Raw genomic sequence first — 16,593 nt, 5'->3', positions numbered from 1 at the left:
GCGGGTCTACCCTTCCGGCAGCGATGGTCGGAGATCACCGAACGGGAGCGGGTAGCGCCATGACGCAGTTGCTGCGGGTCCAGAACTTCACCGTCTCGAGTGACGGATTCGGCGCGGGCGAGGGGCAGAGCCTGGAGCGCCCCTTCGGCCACGCCGATCCGCTGAGCCTGATGAGCTGGGCCGGCACCACGGCCAGCTGGACGATGCGGACGGAGCCGGGCGGCAGCCGCGGACTGGACGACTACTTCATCCGCGATCACGACCACCACGTCGGCGCCGAGATCATGGGTCGCAACAAGTTCGGCCCGCAGCGCGGCCCCTGGGAGGACGAGGAGTGGCAGGGCTGGTGGGGCGACGAGCCGCCGTTCCACACCCCGGTCTTCGTCATGACCCACCACCCCCGCCCCTCCTTCACCCTCTCGGACACCACCTTCCACTTCGTCGACGACGACCCCGCCGAGGTCCTGGAACGGGCGAAGGAGGCAGCCCAGGACAAGGACGTCCGCCTCGGTGGCGGCGCCACGACCATCCGCGCCTTCCTGGAGGCGGACCTGGTGGACACCCTGCACGTGGTGGTGGCCCCGACGATCACCCTCGGCTCCGGTGCCCGCCTGTGGGAGTCCCCGGACGACCTCACCGACCGCTTCCACCTCGACGTGGTCCCCAGCCCCAGCGGGGTGGTGCACCACCTGTTCTGGCGGAAGTGACGGCGCGGACTCCGACCACACGACCCGCCCGCCCGCCGCTCCCGCCGGTGGGACCGCGTCCGGCGGCAGGCGGGTCCGGGGTCACGCGACCGCCGTCCCCTCCAGCTCCACCAGCTGGCCCGGCACCGCCAGCCGCCTCACCTCGAGCATCGTGGTGGCCGGGGCCGCCCCGGCGGCTCCCAGCCGCGACGCCAGTACGCCGTAGTGCGGCATCAGCAGATCGACGTCGGTCGTGAAGACGCCCAGCCGGACCAGGTCCGCGAGGGACATGCCGGCCCGGCCGAGCACGGCTTCCAGGTTGTCCAGACTCAGCGCCAGCTGCGCGGCCATGTCGCCGTCGTGCAGGGGCTCCCCGTCGCCGCTCATCGCGGTCTGGCCGGAGCAGTACAGGGTCTGGGTGTGCCCGGAGACGAGCTCACCCTGGTTGAACCCCATCGCCACCGACCACGTCACCGGGTTGACTGCCGTTCGTTCCACTGTCACATCGACTCCTGTCGCTCGATCGGGCGTGCGTACGCCCGGCGGCGCGGTCACCGCCGTCGCGGTCGCCGCCGCTCCAGAGCCTGCCGACCATTCATGACACCGATCGTCATGTATCGGATAAGGTCCCCTCATGCGCGCCGACCGGCTGGTCTCCCTGGTGCTGCTGCTCCGTCAGCGCGGCCGGCTGACCGCGGACACGCTGGCCCGCGAGCTGGAGGTGTCCACCCGCACCGTGCTGCGTGACATCGAGGCGCTGTCCGCGGCCGGCGTCCCGGTCTACGCCGAACGCGGCCGGCACGGCGGGTTCGCGCTGCTGCCCGGCTTCCGGACCGAGCTGACCGGACTGAACCACGAAGAGGCCCTCGCCCTGCTGACCGCCGGGTCCGCGCGCGGCGAGCAGGCCTTCGGGCTCGGCGCGGCGCTCGCCTCGGCGATGCGCAAGGTGGTCGACGCCCTGCCCGAGCGTCACCAGGCCGCCGTGAGCGACGCGGCCGCACGCATCCTCGTCGCACCGGAGACCGACCTCCTCTCACGCCGGACGCCCACGGAGGAGGTACCCGGCGGCACGATGGCCGAGATCCGGCGCGCGGTCCTCACCGGCCGCAAACTGCGCCTCCACTACGCGGCCGTGGACCGGACGCCGCAGTGGCGCACGGTCGACCCGATCGGCCTGGTCACCGTGCGGGACCGGGGCTACCTGCTGGCCACGCGGTCCGGCGCGGACCGCACCTACCGGCTGTCCCGCATCCTGGCCGCCGAAGAGCTGCCCGAGCCGGCACAGCGACCGGACCGGGTCGATCTGGACCGGGTCTGGCGGGAACGCTGCGCGCGGTTCCTGTCCGGCGACCACATCGCCGTGCTGATGCGGCTGAACCCGGCGCGGAGGGAGGACCTGCTGAACACCGCCGTAGCGGTCCGCGCCGCGGACCCGGGGCCGGATCGGGACCCGGACCGGGGCTCGGAACCGGGCCCGGGACCGGAACCGGACGGCCGGCTGCGGCTGGAGGCGATCTTCCAGGACCTGCGGCATGCCGAGTGGGCGCTGTGGCGGCTCGGCACGGACGCGGAGGCCCTGACCCCGGAGTCGCTGCGCATCTCCCTGCACCGCCGCGCCGCCGAGATGGCCACCCGCTACGGACCGGCGTCCGGCGCCTGACGTCGGGCGCCGACCGGCCGCCTGCGCCTCAGGAGAACCGGTACCCGGCGAAGTCGGCGATGCGGATGTACCCGAGGCGCCGGTAGAGGGCGTTGCTGGTCGGGTTGGCGGGGTCGGTGAACAGGACGACGTCCGTCGCGCCCGCGGCCAGCGCCGCCCTGCTCACCTCCGCCGTCACGGCCCCCGCGTAACCGCGGCCCCTGCGGTGGGCCGGGGTGTAGACGGGGTCCACGCGGACCATGCCGCCGACGACCGGGGTCGCGGCCGCCATGGAGACCGGTGTGCCGTCCGGGTCCTCCCAGAACGTGAAGTGCCGGTCGCCGAAGCGCGAGTCGCCCCAGGAGCCGGCGTCGATCAGGTCGATGGACCGTTGTTCCCCGACGTCGACGCAGAACGCGCGGCACCAGCTCACGACCTGCTCGCGGTCCTTCCCCCCGGCCGCGCGCCCCCGGCCCTCCGGGTGCGGCCGAGGCGGCGTGAGCGTGCCGAGACGGTAGAGGTGCGTCCGCCAGAAGGGCTCCGCGCAGGCGCCCGTGTGCCGCTGCCACGCGTCGGCGAAGGCACCGGCGGTGTCGTGGTCGGCGATGACGTCGGAAGGGCTGTGACCGAGGGCGGCCAGGTGAGCGGCGAGGGCGTCGGCCTGCTCACGGGTGAGGTGGGTGAGGCCCAGGCGACCGCGCGGAGTGCGGTAGAAGACGGCGCGCACCACGCCGTCCGACTCCAGCCGGCCGAAGACGGGAACCTCGCCGTCGTGGTCGGCCGCTGCGCGCGTGCGCAGTTTCTCGATGTCCGTCAGCGGAGTGTTGTGCAGCGCGGGGCGCGAGCGCAGGAAGTCGCCGGCCCGGGCGAGGAACGCGTCGACGTTCTGGGTGAGGTGCCAGTCATCCGAGAGCATGCCCCATGCTCCCCGACGCCCCGGCTGCCGGGGAACACGTGCTCGGCATTCCCGGGTCGAGGGCCTCCACAGGGCAGCCACGGTGCGCGCCCCCCTCGATAAACTGCCGCCGGGCAGCGCACCGAGTTCAAGGAGACCCCGATGCCGGCACACGACCCGTCCGTCCGCGGCTCCGTCGGCGCGGCCGGGGCGGTGGGCGCGGGCGGGAGGGACGTGGCCGGCGACACGGGAGACCCCGCCGCACCGGCGCCGGTCCGCCAGGTGCTGTCCGACAGCGTGTACGAGGACATCAAGGCCCGGGTGATGGACCACGAGATCGCCCCCGGCGCACGGGTCGGCATCGAGGCACTGGCCCGTACGCTCAACGTCTCACCGACCCCCGTGCGCGAGGCGCTGGCCCGGCTGGAGGCCGACGGCCTCGTCGTCAAGCGCTCTCTGTCCGGGTACCGGGCGACGGCCCTGCTGACCCGTCGGGGAGTGGAGGAGCTGTTCGAGATGCGGCTGCTCCTGGAGCCGCGCGCCGCCGCGCTGGCCGCGCTGCACGCCGACGAAGGGCAACTCGACGCCCTGGAGGAGACGCTGGAGGCCATGCGGGCGCACCCCGGCCCCGGCGGGCCCTACGCGTCGTACCGCGACTTCGCCGCCCTCGACCAGCGCTTCCACGAGGTCGTCGCCGGGGCCGCGGGCCGGCCGCTGCTCGCGGACGCGGTGGAGCGACTCCACGCGCACCTGCACATCTTCCGCCTGAACAGCTCGCACGAAGCGGGCGATCCGACCCCGGACGAGCACGAACGGGTGGTGCGGGCGATCCTGCGCCGCCGGGCCGAACGCGCGGCCGAGGCCATGGCCGAGCACCTCACCCGCAGTCTGGAGCGCCAGCTCGGTCGGCTGGAGGGATGACGGGCCCGGCAGGGGCTGTCCCGGGCGTTGCCTGCCCGGCGGGCGCACCGGACAGGCGGTACACGCGCGTCGCGGTGCCGGACCGCACCTCGGCCCGTCCGGTCGGGTCCAGCTCCGCCGCAAGCTCCTGTGCCGAGGCGACGACCTCGCCGTAACGCGCGGCGAGGGTGCACACCGGCCAGTCCGAGCCGAACATGACGCGTCGGGGGCCGAAGGCGTCCAGCACGGTGTCGGCGTACGGTTTGAGGTCGGCGACCGTCCACGACGCCCGGTCGGCCTCGGTCACCATGCCGGACAGCTTGCACACCGTGTTCGGCAGAGCGGCCAGTTCCCGCACCCGTCCCGCCCAGGGCTCCCGTGCCCCCGACGCGATCGGCGGCTTGCCGAGATGGTCCAGGACGAAGGTGAGACCGGGCACGGCGGCGGCCGCGCGGGTCGCCGCGGGCAACTGGTGCGGCCGCACCACCAGGTCGTAGACGAGTCCGGCGGCGGCGACGGCACGCAGGCCGCGCAGGACCTGCGGACGGGTCAGCCAGTCGGGGTCGGGTTCCCCCTGGACCTGGTGGCGGACGCCGCGCAGGAAGGCGCCCCCGGGAAGCGAGGCGAGCCGGGCCAGTTCCTCGGCGACACCGGGCGCCGTCAGATCGGTCCAGCCGACGACCGCCTGGATCAGCTCGCTGCCCGCGGCCAGGGCCAGCAACTCCGGTGTCTCCTCGGCCGCGTTCACCGTCTCCACCAGCACGGTGGCCGTCACCCCCGACGCCCGTGCCTCGGCCTCCAGGTCCGCCGGCGCGAAGGACCGGCGGAGCGGCGCGAGCCCGGGGCCGTCCAGCCACTCCTGGTCGCGTACGGCGAGGTCCCAGAGGTGGTGATGGGCGTCGACGACGTTCACTCCCCGCCCCCGGTCGGCACCGGCACGTCGCCGCCCAGCAGCCCCTGGGCGCGCAGGCCGTCCCACAGGGCTCCGGGGACCGGCCCGCGGTACTGCGCGACGGCGTCCCGGACCTGGTCCGCGGAGCGCGCGCCGACCAGCACCGAGGCGACCGCGGGGTGCCCGAAGGGGAACCGCAGCGCGGCTCGCCGCAGGGGCACGCCGTGCGCCTCGGTGGCCTCGCGCAGTCGCTCCGCCCGGCGCAGCACCTCACCGGGCGCCGGGGCGTAGTCGTACGCGGCCCCGGGGACGGGGTCCGCCAGCAGCCCGGAGTTGAAGACCCCGCCGACGATCACACTCCGGCCCCTCGCGCCCGCGGCGGGCAGCAGCGTCTCCAGGGCACCCTGTTCGAGCAGGGTGTAGCGGCCGGCGCAGAGCACGGCGTCCACGTCCGTGTCCGTCAGGAAACGCGCCAGCATCCGGCTCTGGTTCATGCCCGCGCCGATCGCCCGGACCACGCCCTGCGACCGCAGCTCCTCCAGCGCCGGATAGGCCTCCCGGAACGCCTGCTCCTCGTGCTCGTCGGGGTCGTGGAGCAGCACCAGGTCCACGCGGTCCGTCCCGAGGCGGGTGAGACTCTCCTCCAGCGAGCGGCGTACACCGTCGCGGCTGAAGTCCCACCGCCGTCGGTGGGTGGCAGGACCGGCGAAACCGTGCGCCAGGTCGTCGCCGCCTCCGTCGTACGGGTCGAGCACCCTGCCCACCTTGGTGGACAGCGTGTAGCTGTCCCGGTCCTTGGTGCCGAGGACCGCGCCCAGCCGGCGCTCCGACCGGCCGAGGCCGTAGTGGGGGGCGGTGTCGAAGTAGCGGACGCCCGCCTCCCAGGCGGCCTCCACGGCGGCCGCCGCCTCGTCGTCGCCCACCTCCTCGTACAGTCCGGCGATCGCGGCGGCACCGAAACCGAGGGCCGTGACGGGGACTCCGCCGCGGCCCAGGGTCCGGGCCGGCAGCGCGCCCGCCGTCACCGTCCCTCCGGGCGCATCCGCAGTCCCTGCATGCCGCCGTCCACGGCGAGGGAGGTGCCCGTGACACCGGCCGCGGCCGGGCTCGCCAGGTACACGATCGCGGCGGCGACCTCGTCGGCGGAGATCAGGCGGCCGACGGGCTGGCGGGCGTCGAGCGCGGCCCGCTCGGCGGCGGGGTTTGCCGCCCGTTCGAGGAGGCGCCCCACCCACGGGGTGTCCACCGTCCCCGGGTTCACGCAGTTGACGCGGATGCCCTCGCGGACGTGGTCGGCCGCCATGGCGAGGGTGAGGGCCTGCACGGCACCCTTGCTCGCGCTGTACAGGGCGCGCTGCGGAAGCCCGGCGGTGGCCGCGATCGAGCACGTGTTGACGACGGCCGCGTACGTGGAGGCGCGCAGGTGGGGCAGGGCGGCCCGGGTGGTGCGGACGATGCCGAGGACGTTGACGTCGAGGACCCGGTGCCACTCGGCGTCGTCGTTGTCCTCGACCGTGCCCGTGGCCCCGATGCCGGCGTTGTTGACCAGGATGTCGAGGGAGCCGAGGTCGCGGGCGGCGGCGGCGACGGCGGCGCGTACGGAGGCGTCGTCGGACACGTCGGCGACGTAGCCGCGCAACGGCCCGCCGACCGCGGACGGGTCGATGTCGAGTACGGCGACGTCGGCGCCGCGGGCGACCAGCAGGTCCGCGGTGGCCCGGCCGATGCCGGAGGCACCGCCGGTCACCAGGGCCGTGCGGCCCGACAGTTCCCTCATGTACGGAGGTCCTTCCCCTGACCGGCGAGGTCGGCGGCCCAGAAGGAGCCGTCGGGATAGCGGTACGTGCTGATCGTCTCCGGGCGCATCCGGGACGAGAAGCCGGGCGACGTGGGCGCCGTGTAATGACCGCCGGAGACGACCGCGGGATCCTCGAAATGCTCGTGCAGGTGGTCGACGTACTCGATGACCCGGTCGTCGGTCGTGCCGCTCAGGGCGACGAAGTCGAACATCGCCAGGTGCCGCACCAGCTCGCACAGGCCGACACCGCCCGCGTGCGGGCAGACCGGGACACCGAAGGCGGCGGCGAGCAGCAGCACGGCCAGGTTCTCGTTGACGCCGCCCACGCGTGCCGCGTCGATCTGCACCACGTCGACCGCGTCGGCCTGGAGCAGTTGCTTGAAGACGACGCGGTTGTGCACGTGTTCCCCGGTGGCGACCTTGACGGGTGCCACGCCCCGGCGCACGGCCGCGTGACCGAGGACGTCGTCGGGGCTGGTGGGCTCCTCGATCCAGTACGGATCGCTGTCGGCCAGCGCGTTGGTCCACTCGATGGCCTCGCCGATGTTCCACCGCTGGTTGGCGTCGACGGCGATGCGGATGTCCGGGCCGACCGCGGCGCGGGCCGCGCGCAGCCTGCGGACGTCGTCGGCGAGGTCGGCACCCACCTTGAGCTTGATCTGGGTGAAGCCGTCGGCGACGGCCTGCCTCGCGAGCCGCACGAGCTTCCGGTCGGAGTAGCCGAGCCAGCCGGGGGAGGTGGTGTACGCCGGGTACCCGCGGGAGAGCAGCAGCGCCTCGCGGTCGGCGGCGCCCTCCTTGCCCGCGCGGAGCAGCGCGACGGCGTCCGCGCGGCTGAGCGTGTCCTCGATGTAGCGGTAGTCCACCTGGTCGGCCAGCCATTCCGGTTCGGCGTCCGAGAGGAGCTTCCACACCGGTCGGCCGGCCCGTCTGGCCGCCAGGTCCCAGACGGCGTTGACGACGGCGCCGACCGCCATGTGCATCACGCCCTTCTCCGGTCCGAGCCAGCGCAGTTGGCTGTCACCGTTCAGGGCCCGGCTCACCACCGCGGGGTCGGCGCACACGGCGTCCACGGACAGACCGACGACGTGCTCGCGCAGCGCGGCGACGGCCGCCGTCTGCACCTCGTTGCCGCGTCCGATGGTGAACGCGAAGGCGTGTCCCTCCAGCGGGCCGCCCGGTCCCCGAGCCGCGTCGGTGCGCAGGACGACGTAGGCGGCCGAGTAGTCGGGGTCGGGGTTCATCGCGTCGGAGCCGTCGAGTGCGCGTGAGGTGGGGAAGCGGATGTCGACGACCTCGACGTCCGTGATGCGCGGCGTGCGGTTGCTGTCCATCGCCCTCTTCACGCGTCCGGTCCGGCACTGACCGTCCCTCGCCTCACCGCCGGGACGCCCACCGGATCAGATCCCATAGGATTCAGTTCTCGTGATGCTCGGTCAGAGTCACTCCTCACGTCAAGACCCGTGTCAGGATCACCGTCGTCAAGCTCCGGCGAGCGCGGGATCGTATAGGAATGCCATGTTCGGCACGACGCTCTGCAAGCCGCGGGGCGGAGGGGGCCTAGGTCCGCGTCGCCCGTGCCCGATCGCCGGATCGTTCTCCCCGCGCCGTGCCGTCTTGCCTTGCCGCCCGACCGGTTGGGCGGCCCACCCGTGCCGTTTCGCGCCGACGACGGCTCACGTTCCGTCACCGCCCGTGACCGCCGCGTGCGAGGATGTGGCCCGTGACCGCTTCGTCCTCCCTGCCCGCCACCGACGGCGCGCCGCCCAGTCGCGGTCCGGGCCCCCGCACCGCTGCCGGGCTGGTGTTCGCCTCCTCGGCCGCCGTGCTCGTGGTCGAGATCGTCGCCCTGCGGCTGCTGGCTCCCTATCTCGGTCTCACCCTCGAGACCAGCACCATGGTGATCGGGATCGCCCTCACCGCGATCGCCCTCGGCTCCTGGCTCGGTGGGCGCCTCGCCGACCAGGTCGACCCACGTCGGCTCGTGGGCCCCTGCCTCGGGCTCTCGGGCGTCGTCGTGGCCCTCACCCCCGCGGTGCTGCGCACCACGGCGGAATGGGCACCGGTGGCGCTGCTGCTGATCGCGTCGCTCACCATCCTCGTGCCGGGCGCCCTGCTGTCCGCCGTGACGCCGATCGTGACCAAGCTGCGTCTGACGAGCCTCGCGGAGACCGGAACGGTCGTCGGCCGGCTGTCCGGCGTCGGTACGGCCGGCGCCATCGCCGGCACCGTGCTGACCGGCTTCGTCCTCGTGTCGCGCTGGCCGGTCAGCGGCATCCTGATCGGTCTCGGAACCCTGCTGGTGCTCGGCTCGGCGCTGGTCGGGTGGCGCACCCGCGGGTGGAGCGGCACCCCGGCCCTGGCGCTCGCGGTCCTGGCCGGCGGCCTCGCCGCCGGCATCGCGCCCGGCGGCTGCGACACGGAGACCAAGTACCACTGCGTGCGGGTCGTCGCCGATCCCGGCCGGGAGGGCGGACGCACCCTCGTGCTGGACGGCGTGCGGCACTCCTACGTCGACCTCGACGACCCGACCTACCTGAAGTTCACGTACGTGCGCGCCTTCGCCGCGGTCGTCGACGCCGCGTTCCCCGAGGAGGAGCCGCTCGTCGCCCACCACCTGGGCGGGGGCGGACTCACCTTCCCCCGGTACCTCGCGGCCGAGCGGCCCGGAACGCGCAGCCTGGTGTCCGAGATCGACGGCGGCGTCCTGCGCGTCAACCGTGAACTGCTCGGTGCGCAACCCCAGGCCGGCCTCGACGTGCGCACCGAGGACGGCAGGCTCGGCCTGCGGCGACTGGACACCGGCAGCCGGGACCTCGTCGTCGGCGACGCCTTCGGGGGCGTCAGCGTGCCGTGGCACCTCACCACGGTGGAGGCGATGACGGACGTCCGGCGGGTGCTCGACGAGGACGGCCTGTACGTCGCCAACCTGATCGACCACGGCGACATGGCCTTCGCCCGCGCCGAAGCGGCCACCTTGGACGCGACCTTCGCACACGTCGCCCTCATCGGCGAACCGGCCGACATCGGCCTGGACCCGACCGTCACGCCCGACGGGGGCAACATGGTGCTCCTCGCCTCCGGCCGGCCGCTCGACCCGCGCGCCGTGCGGGAGGCGCTCGACGCCCGGCGGACCGGGTGGAAGATCGTCACCGGCGGTGCCCTCAGCGCCTGGACCGGCGACGCCCGACCGCTCACCGACGACCACGCGCCGGTCGACCAGCTTCTCCAGCCGGTCGGTTCGGGCTCGGGAGAGTGAGCGGCCGACGGCGCACGGGCTCCCCACCCCGTCGGCGTGCGGGGACGCTCCCCGACGGGGTGGGGTGTCCGATTGTCGCCCGTCCGCGGTAAATGCCTGGACTGCCGTCGTCGCGCGACGGAAGACTGCTGACTCCCAACCTCGGGAGTGTGATGGCGACAAAAGACACCCAAAGGCCGACGCCGGGCAAGAGCGCGGTGGTCCTCGCGCTGCGCCACTACGGCATGGAACTGCTCCGACAACGACGAACGGCCCTGCCCGCCCTGCTGCTTCCGGCCGTGGGGAACATCGGCATCCGCTACGTCGCCCCCCTGCTCGTCGCCAAACTGGCGGGCCAGGCCGCCGACGGCGGCATCACCCTCGCCTCGGCGCTGCCGTACGTACTCGGGTTCGGTGCCGTGCTGCTGCTCGCCGAAGCAGTGTGGCGCGTCGGGCAGCACTGCCTGAACCGCGTCGACGCCCGCGGCTCGGAACACCTGTACGTACTCGGCATGGACGAACTCCTCGCCAAGGACGCCGCGTTCTTCCACGACAACTTCGCCGGCTCCCTGACGAAACGGGTGCTGAGCTTCGGCAGGCGCTTCGAGGACTTCGTCGACACCCTGACGTACCGGATCATCGGCAGTCTCGTGCCGCTGGTCTTCGGCGCCGTCGTGCTCTGGCACTACGAACCGCTGCTCGTCGCCGGCCTGCTCCTGATGATCGCCCTGACGGTGGTGGCCGCCACGCCGCTCATCCGCCGCCGGCAGGCCCTCGTCAACGAGCGCGAGGTGGCGGTCGCCCGGGTCTCCGGACACGTCGCCGACAGTCTCGTGAACATGGAGACCATCCGGGCGTTCGCGGCCGAGCGCCGGGAGGCCGACGAACACCGCAGCCACGTCGCGGAGTCGCGGCGCCTGACGCTGAAGTCGTGGGACTACGGCAACCTGCGCGTCGACACGCTGGTCGCCCCCATGTCCGTGCTGACGAACGTGCTGGGTCTCCTGGTGGCCATCGCCTTCGCCGGGTCGGGCCAGGGAGTGGAGGGGATCGTCGTCGCCTTCACCTACTACTCCAACGCGACCCAGATCATGTTCGAGTTCAACCAGATCTACCGGCGTCTGGAGAGTTCGATGACCGAGGCCGCACAGTTCACCGAGCTGCTGCTGGAACCTCCCACCGTGCTGGACCCGGCCGACCCCGAACCCCTCGCACCGGGGGACGCGGGTGTCCGCTTCGAGGCGGTGACCTTCGCGCACGCGGGAGCGAAACCGATCTTCCAGGGGCTGGACCTGGACGTTCCCGGCGGCGCACGGGTCGGGCTCGTCGGCAGGTCCGGCGGCGGCAAGACGACCCTCACCCGGCTCCTGCTGAGGATGGCGGACATCGACGCCGGCCGCATCCTGATCGGCGGCCAGGACATCAGCCGGCTCCGCCAGGCCGAGCTGCGCTCACTGATCGCCTACGTGCCGCAGGAACCGGCGATGTTCCACCGCACCCTGCGGGACAACATCGCCTTCGCCCGGCCGGGCGCCACCGACCGGGAGATCCACGCCGCGGCCGCGGCCGCGCACGTCACCGAGTTCGCGGAGCAGCTCCCGGAGGGTTTCGCCACGCTGGTGGGGGAGCGGGGGGTGAAGCTGTCCGGCGGCCAGCGTCAACGGGTCGCACTGGCCAGGGCGCTGCTGCGGGACGCACCGGTCCTGCTGCTCGACGAGGCGACCAGCGCGCTGGACTCGGAGAGCGAACTCCTCGTCCAGGACGCTCTGTGGCGGCTGATGGAGGGACGTACGGCTCTCGTGGTCGCCCACCGGCTGAGCACCGTGGCCGGCATGGACCGGCTGGTCGTCCTCGACCACGGCAGCGTCGTCGAGCAGGGCACCCACGCGGAACTGCTCGCCTCGGCGGGTGCCTACGCCAAGCTGTGGCAGCACCAGTCCGGAGGCTTCCTCGGCGAGAGCGCCGACCCGGAGGCGGACGAGGTCCCGCCCGTGGCCGGCGTCGTCGGCCTGCCGGCACCGCTCCGGCCGCCGCCCGGCACCGGCCGGCCCACGGCACCCCGGGCCGGCTCCGGTCCCGGCGCGATGTGACCGGGGGGATGTGACCGGGGGGACCGCACCGGCGCCGGGCAACTCCCGGCCGGGCGGAAGTATTTGACGTTCATCCGGACAGGCATGAACCGGCCAGGACGGGCAACCAGAAGGGAACCGAAAGAGCAAAGGAAACCAACCGCATCAGTTGGGGAGAAAACGATGTCGACCTACAGCCGAACGAGCGCGCACAAGACGAGCCGTACGAGCGGACTGGCCATCGCGGGACTGGTCTGCGGCATCGTCGGCCTGTTCCTGCTCCCGATCATCCTGGGCCCGCTGGCCATCATCTTCGGCGCCGTCGCGCTGCGTCAGACCGGCTCCATGATGGCGAAGTGGGCCATCGGCCTCGGAGTGGTCGACATCATCCTCATGATCGTCATGTTCACCGTGGCGGCCAACAACGGCGGTAGCTTCACCTGGAACGTGGGCTGACCCGGGCCCTCGCGGCCGCACCCACGTCCCGCACCCGCCCCGGTACCGCCCGCCCGCCAGACCGACCTCGCCCGGCCCAGCGCCCGGCCCGGATCGGGAGGCGGCGCAGGCGGACCGGGGCGACGCGTGCGGGGTCTGTGGTCCCGGGCCCGGGCCTCGTCCCCCTCCGCTCCGGTGTCCGCCGGCGGACTTGCGGGCGCCGGTGCGCGCGAGCAGGGTGGAGAGATGGGTGGTAAGGACGGCCCCACGCTCATCTCGTCGGTCCAGCGAGCCTTCCGGCTCATGGAGGCCGTGGGTGCGCACGAGGGCGGCGTCCCGGCCAAGCAGCTGGCACGCGAGACCGGCCTGGCGCCGGCCACGACCTACCACCTGCTGCGCACGATGGTGCACGACGGCTACGTGCGCAAACTCGACGACGGCACGTTCGTCCTCGGCGAGAAACTGGGCGCGCTGCACGGCGGGAGCCGCGAGCAGGCGGCCCTCAGCAGGGTCCGTCCGACCCTCACGGAGCTGCGCGACGGACTGTCCGCCGCGGCCTATCTGACCTTCTACGAGGAGGGTGAGATCCGGGTCGCGGAGATCGTGGACGGCCCGAAGGCCCCGCGCGTGGACCTGTGGGTCGGTTTCGAGGACGCGGGACACGCCACGGCGCTGGGAAAGTGCGTGCTGCGCGACCTGGACGCGGAGGCCCGCGCCGACTACCTCTCCCGTCACGCGCTCAACGATCTCACCCCGCGCACCATCACCTACCGCGCGGAACTGCTCCGGCGCCTCGACGCCGCGGCACAGGCGCCCGCCGTCACCGACGTCGAGGAGTACGCCCTCGGCACCGCGTGCGTGGCGGTGCCCGTCCGCCAGGGCGACACCATCGGCGCGCTCGGCATATCGGTCCGGGCCGGCCGCACCGACCGCCTCGAAGCCGCCGTGACGCGGCTGGTCGCCACCGCGGAGCGCGTGTCCCGCGGGCTCTCGCTCACCATCTGAAAACGGGGCCCTTGTGACCGGGCACCCGTGACCCGTCTCCTGGAGGGAACGGATGCAGCCGGCGATGTGAGGGAAAGATACGTGTGTGAGCAGGGCTTCGTGGGATCGTACGGATCGGTCGGATGCCGCGTGACGAACGGCTGGACCGTCGTCGACGCCAGCGGCGAGATCGACATCGCCTACGCCCCCGTCGTGCGGGCCGCGGTGGTCCGGCTGCTGGCCGACGGCCATCGGCACTTCGTCCTGGACCTGTGCGGTGCCCCGTTCCTGGACTCGGCCGGGCTCGGCATGATCGTCGCGGTCACCAAGCACATCCGGGCCCGTCACGGCTCGCTGCGCATCGCCTGTGACGACGAGCGGCTGCTGCGCGTCTTCTCCCTCGGCGGGCTGCGCCCCGTCTACTCCTTCCACGACTCCGTGGGCGAGGCCACCGCGCGGCGCGCCGGAGCCGAGGAGCTGGCCGACTGGCCCCGCCCGCGGCACTGACCTCGCCGCTCGACGCCGCGCCTCTCGGGCCGTGTGCGCGACGCGTGCGCAAGAGGCGGGGATGACGTGGGGTGACACGGGCCCGCGCGGGTAGGCGCTCGGGACCTGAGAGAGTAGGCGTATGGATATCGATCGCAGGAACAACGTCACGATCACCGGTAACCCCGAGGGGCGCACGGTGGTCCTGGCGCACGGATTCGGTTGCGATCAGAACATGTGGCGGCTGACGGTGCCCGCCCTGGCTCGCGACTACCGCGTGGTGCTCTTCGACTACGTGGGCTCGGGCCGCTCGGACCTGGCCTCGTTCTCCGAGGACCGCTACGGAACGCTGGACGGCTACGCCCGGGACGTGGTGGACGTCTGCGAGGCGCTGGACCTGCGGGACGCCGTGTTCGTGGGGCACTCGGTGAGCGCGATGATCGGCGTACTGGCGGCCGCGCTGGTCCCGGAGCGGATCGGGGCGCTGATCATGGTCGCGCCGTCCCCCCGCTACGTGGACGACGGGGACTACCGGGGCGGCTTCAGTGCCGAGGACATCGACGAGCTGCTGGCGTCCCTGGAGTCGAACTATCTGGGCTGGTCGGCCGCCATGGCACCGGTGATCATGGGCAACGGGGACCGGCCCGAGCTGGGTGAGGAGCTGAAGAACAGCTTCTGCGCCACCGACCCCGACATGGCACGTGTCTTCGCCCGCACCACGTTCCTGTCGGACTCGCGGGACGACCTGAAGGCCGTGGCGGTGCCGACGCTGGTGCTGGAGTGCACCCAGGACGCCATCGCTCCGCGCGAGGTCGGCGCCTTCGTCCACGAGGCGATCTCGGGCTCGGAGCTGGTCACCCTCGACGCCACCGGGCACTGCCCGCACCTGTCCGCCCCGGAGGCGACCAACGAGGCCATCGTCGAGTTCCTCGAGCGCCTCCAGTGATGTGTCGCACGGACCAGCAACCCGACCCGTACGACCCCGGGAACCCGGACGCGGCGGGTGCGGTGTTCGCGTCGTTGCTGGAGGACAGCGCGGAGGAGCTGTACGAGAGCGCGCCCTGCGGCTACCTGTCCACACTGATGGACGGCGTCATCGCCAAGATCAACAGCACCCTGCTGGACTGGCTGGGCCTGGAGCGGGAGCAGGTGGTGGGCCGGATGCGGTTCACGGACCTGCTGACCGTCGGCGGCAAGCTCTACCACGAGACGCACTTCGCGCCGCTGCTGCGCATGCAGGGGGAGATCAGCGGGGTGGCGCTGGATCTCAAGCAGACCGGCGGCGGCCGCATACCCGTGTTCGTCTCCTCCGCCGTCAAGTACGGCAGCACCGGCGAGCCCCAGCTGATCCGCACCACCGTCTTCGACGCCCGGGACCGCCGCGCCTACGAGGAGGAACTCCTGCGGGCCCGCAGGGCGGCGGAGGAGGCACACAAGGCGGCTGAAGCCGATCGCGCCCGGCTGCAGGACGCCCTCGCCGTGCTCCAGCAGTCGCTGCTGCCGGCCACCCTGCCGCCCGTACCCGGGGTGGAGGCGGCCGCGCACTACCGCACCGCCTCGCCCGACCGGCTCGGCGGTGACTTCTACGACCTCTTCCGCATCGACGACAAACGCTTCGCCTTCTTCCTCGGCGACGTGTGCGGAAAGGGGCCCCAGGCGGCCGCGGTCACCTCCCTGACCCGCTACACCCTGCGCGCCGCCGCTGTGCACGACCCGGACCCCGTCTCCGCCCTGACAACGCTCAACCGGGTCCTGCACGAGCGTTACACCGGCGGTGACCCGCGCTACTGCACCGTCGTCTTCGGCGTCCTCGAACCCGACCCCGCCACCGGTCAGGTCAGGGTCCGCATCGGTTCCGGAGGGCATCCCCCCGCCCTCGTCCTGCGTGCGGACGGGACGGCGGACTTCCTGCCCACCCCCGGCGGCCTCCTCGTGGGCGTCCTTCCGGCTGCCACCTTCGTCACCGCCACGACCGTCCTCGGCCCCGGGGACTCCCTCGTGCTGTACACCGACGGTCTGACCGAGGCCCGTACCGGCGAGGACCGCAACAGCCTCTTCGGGGAGGAGGCCCTGCGCGACTTCGCCGCCGGCCACGCCGGCGAGTCCCCGCAGGCCGTCCTGCACGCCCTGACCGGCCTGCTGGACGGTTTCGGCGACGGCCTCGACGACGACACCGCCCTTCTCACCCTGGGTGTCCCCGCCCCTGCCCCGCAGACTCGAGCCACCGAATGAGCCCCATGAAGATCACCACCCGAGACGCCCCGGCCGGACCCGTGCTGTCGATCTTCGGCGACCTCGACTACGCCACCGCCGGCCGGCTGCGGGAACTGCTCACCACGCTCACCCTCCGGCCGGGCCAGCTCCTCGTCCTGGATCTGGCCGGCATGGAGTTCTGCGACTCCAGCGGGATCACCGCCCTGATCGTCGCCCGCAACCACGCCCTGGCCGCGGAGGCCGACGTCGCACTGGCCGCGGTCCCCGACCACACCCTCCGCGTGCTGCGCATGGTCGGCCTCGACCAGGTCTTCGGGCTCCTCCCCGACAGCGACGCGGCCTCGCGGTACTGACCGC

General features: G+C 73.0%; 17 protein-coding genes. 11 read left to right on the top strand and 6 right to left on the bottom strand.

What is annotated here, in order from left to right; all coding sequences use genetic code 11:
• The first annotated feature begins 59 nt into the window (after positions 1 to 59).
• The gene (locus tag AC07FV_RS26015) at positions 60 to 707 is read left to right on the top strand and encodes a dihydrofolate reductase family protein (RefSeq protein ID WP_479089651.1); all 648 of its coding nucleotides are present in this window, start codon (positions 60 to 62) and stop codon (positions 705 to 707) included.
• Positions 708 to 788: 81 nt separating this feature from the next.
• On the opposite strand, the gene AC07FV_RS26010 is transcribed toward AC07FV_RS26015, so the two are convergent.
• Positions 789 to 1,184 carry a RidA family protein gene (locus tag AC07FV_RS26010; RefSeq protein ID WP_479089650.1) on the bottom strand — a complete coding sequence of 132 codons (396 nt, stop codon included), beginning with the start codon at positions 1,182 to 1,184 and terminating at the stop codon, positions 789 to 791.
• Between the two features lie 136 nt (positions 1,185 to 1,320).
• Here AC07FV_RS26010 and AC07FV_RS26005 point away from each other — a divergent pair, with 136 nt between their 5' ends.
• Positions 1,321 to 2,346, top strand: coding sequence for a helix-turn-helix transcriptional regulator (locus tag AC07FV_RS26005; RefSeq protein ID WP_479089649.1), 1,026 nt, complete (start codon positions 1,321 to 1,323; stop codon positions 2,344 to 2,346).
• 28 nt (positions 2,347 to 2,374) lie between these two features.
• Here the strand turns inward: AC07FV_RS26005 and AC07FV_RS26000 are convergent, their stop codons facing one another.
• Positions 2,375 to 3,241: a GNAT family N-acetyltransferase gene (locus AC07FV_RS26000; RefSeq protein ID WP_479089648.1), complete on the bottom strand. Its 867-nt coding sequence runs from the start codon at positions 3,239 to 3,241 to the stop codon at positions 2,375 to 2,377.
• Positions 3,242 to 3,382: 141 nt separating this feature from the next.
• On the opposite strand from AC07FV_RS26000, the gene AC07FV_RS25995 reads away from it, so the two are divergent.
• Positions 3,383 to 4,141, top strand: coding sequence for a GntR family transcriptional regulator (locus AC07FV_RS25995; protein ID WP_479089647.1), 759 nt, complete (start codon positions 3,383 to 3,385; stop codon positions 4,139 to 4,141).
• Here the strand turns inward: AC07FV_RS25995 and AC07FV_RS25990 are convergent.
• From AC07FV_RS25990 to AC07FV_RS25975, 4 genes are read right to left on the bottom strand one after another with little or no spacing between them, the layout of a single operon-like run.
• Positions 4,098 to 5,033 carry an amidohydrolase family protein gene (locus AC07FV_RS25990; RefSeq protein WP_479089646.1) on the bottom strand — a complete coding sequence of 312 codons (936 nt, stop codon included), beginning with the start codon at positions 5,031 to 5,033 and terminating at the stop codon, positions 4,098 to 4,100. The genes AC07FV_RS25995 and AC07FV_RS25990 overlap by 44 nt on opposite strands.
• A complete protein-coding gene (locus tag AC07FV_RS25985) occupies positions 5,030 to 6,022 on the bottom strand; it encodes an aldo/keto reductase (RefSeq protein WP_479089703.1) in 993 nt (330 codons plus the stop codon). Before AC07FV_RS25985 ends, AC07FV_RS25990 begins: the two co-directional genes overlap by 4 nt.
• 11 nt (positions 6,023 to 6,033) lie before the next feature.
• A complete protein-coding gene (locus AC07FV_RS25980; protein ID WP_479089645.1) occupies positions 6,034 to 6,789 on the bottom strand; it encodes an SDR family NAD(P)-dependent oxidoreductase in 756 nt (251 codons plus the stop codon).
• The gene (locus AC07FV_RS25975; protein WP_479089644.1) at positions 6,786 to 8,144 is read right to left on the bottom strand and encodes an enolase C-terminal domain-like protein; all 1,359 of its coding nucleotides are present in this window, start codon (positions 8,142 to 8,144) and stop codon (positions 6,786 to 6,788) included. Before AC07FV_RS25975 ends, AC07FV_RS25980 begins: the two co-directional genes overlap by 4 nt.
• Before the next feature lie 380 nt (positions 8,145 to 8,524).
• On the opposite strand from AC07FV_RS25975, the gene AC07FV_RS25970 reads away from it, so the two are divergent.
• The 8 genes from AC07FV_RS25970 (at position 8,525) to AC07FV_RS25935 (ending at position 16,589) form a co-directional block, all read left to right on the top strand.
• Positions 8,525 to 10,069, top strand: a complete 1,545-nt coding sequence (locus AC07FV_RS25970; RefSeq protein WP_479089643.1) for a fused MFS/spermidine synthase — start codon at positions 8,525 to 8,527, stop codon at positions 10,067 to 10,069.
• A gap of 152 nt (positions 10,070 to 10,221) precedes the next feature.
• Positions 10,222 to 12,138: an ABC transporter ATP-binding protein gene (locus AC07FV_RS25965; protein WP_479089642.1), complete on the top strand. Its 1,917-nt coding sequence runs from the start codon at positions 10,222 to 10,224 to the stop codon at positions 12,136 to 12,138.
• 162 nt (positions 12,139 to 12,300) lie between these two features.
• Positions 12,301 to 12,573, top strand: coding sequence for a DUF4190 domain-containing protein (locus tag AC07FV_RS25960; protein ID WP_384694704.1), 273 nt, complete (start codon positions 12,301 to 12,303; stop codon positions 12,571 to 12,573).
• 225 nt (positions 12,574 to 12,798) lie between these two features.
• Positions 12,799 to 13,557, top strand: coding sequence for an IclR family transcriptional regulator (locus AC07FV_RS25955; protein WP_383635673.1), 759 nt, complete (start codon positions 12,799 to 12,801; stop codon positions 13,555 to 13,557).
• 129 nt (positions 13,558 to 13,686) lie between these two features.
• Positions 13,687 to 14,043 carry an STAS domain-containing protein gene (locus tag AC07FV_RS25950; RefSeq protein ID WP_479089641.1) on the top strand — a complete coding sequence of 119 codons (357 nt, stop codon included), beginning with the start codon at positions 13,687 to 13,689 and terminating at the stop codon, positions 14,041 to 14,043.
• Positions 14,044 to 14,164: 121 nt separating this feature from the next.
• Entirely contained in the window at positions 14,165 to 14,968 is an 804-nt protein-coding gene (locus AC07FV_RS25945) for an alpha/beta fold hydrolase (protein WP_479089640.1), read from the top strand.
• Positions 14,968 to 16,254 carry a PP2C family protein-serine/threonine phosphatase gene (locus AC07FV_RS25940; RefSeq protein ID WP_479089639.1) on the top strand — a complete coding sequence of 429 codons (1,287 nt, stop codon included), beginning with the start codon at positions 14,968 to 14,970 and terminating at the stop codon, positions 16,252 to 16,254. The genes AC07FV_RS25945 and AC07FV_RS25940 overlap by 1 nt, the downstream gene beginning before the upstream one ends.
• Positions 16,251 to 16,589, top strand: a complete 339-nt coding sequence (locus AC07FV_RS25935) for an STAS domain-containing protein (RefSeq protein ID WP_479089638.1) — start codon at positions 16,251 to 16,253, stop codon at positions 16,587 to 16,589. The genes AC07FV_RS25940 and AC07FV_RS25935 overlap by 4 nt, the downstream gene beginning before the upstream one ends.
• Positions 16,590 to 16,593 lie beyond the last annotated feature (4 nt).

The organism is Streptomyces sp. NPDC045956 (assembly GCF_056430705.1).
The sequence above is the reverse complement of the archived record's forward strand: the minus strand, read 5'-3'. Positions and strand labels throughout refer to the sequence as shown.

Bases quoted from the DNA above. Each gene is read 5' to 3' on its own strand.
- AC07FV_RS25960 (WP_384694704.1), top strand. From the start codon at position 12,301: ATGTCGACCTACAGCCGAACGAGCGCGCACAAGACGAGCCGTACGAGC.
- AC07FV_RS25965 (WP_479089642.1), top strand. From the start codon at position 10,222: ATGGCGACAAAAGACACCCAAAGGCCGACGCCGGGCAAGAGCGCGGTG.
- AC07FV_RS25980 (WP_479089645.1), bottom strand. From the start codon at position 6,789: ATGAGGGAACTGTCGGGCCGCACGGCCCTGGTGACCGGCGGTGCCTCC.
- AC07FV_RS25955 (WP_383635673.1), top strand. From the start codon at position 12,799: ATGGGTGGTAAGGACGGCCCCACGCTCATCTCGTCGGTCCAGCGAGCC.
- AC07FV_RS26000 (WP_479089648.1), bottom strand. From the start codon at position 3,241: ATGCTCTCGGATGACTGGCACCTCACCCAGAACGTCGACGCGTTCCTC.
- AC07FV_RS26015 (WP_479089651.1), top strand. From the start codon at position 60: ATGACGCAGTTGCTGCGGGTCCAGAACTTCACCGTCTCGAGTGACGGA.
- AC07FV_RS25945 (WP_479089640.1), top strand. From the start codon at position 14,165: ATGGATATCGATCGCAGGAACAACGTCACGATCACCGGTAACCCCGAG.
- AC07FV_RS25940 (WP_479089639.1), top strand. From the start codon at position 14,968: ATGTGTCGCACGGACCAGCAACCCGACCCGTACGACCCCGGGAACCCG.
- AC07FV_RS25935 (WP_479089638.1), top strand. From the start codon at position 16,251: ATGAGCCCCATGAAGATCACCACCCGAGACGCCCCGGCCGGACCCGTG.
- AC07FV_RS25975 (WP_479089644.1), bottom strand. From the start codon at position 8,144: ATGGACAGCAACCGCACGCCGCGCATCACGGACGTCGAGGTCGTCGAC.
- AC07FV_RS25995 (WP_479089647.1), top strand. From the start codon at position 3,383: ATGCCGGCACACGACCCGTCCGTCCGCGGCTCCGTCGGCGCGGCCGGG.
- AC07FV_RS26005 (WP_479089649.1), top strand. From the start codon at position 1,321: ATGCGCGCCGACCGGCTGGTCTCCCTGGTGCTGCTGCTCCGTCAGCGC.
- AC07FV_RS25970 (WP_479089643.1), top strand. From the start codon at position 8,525: ATGTGGCCCGTGACCGCTTCGTCCTCCCTGCCCGCCACCGACGGCGCG.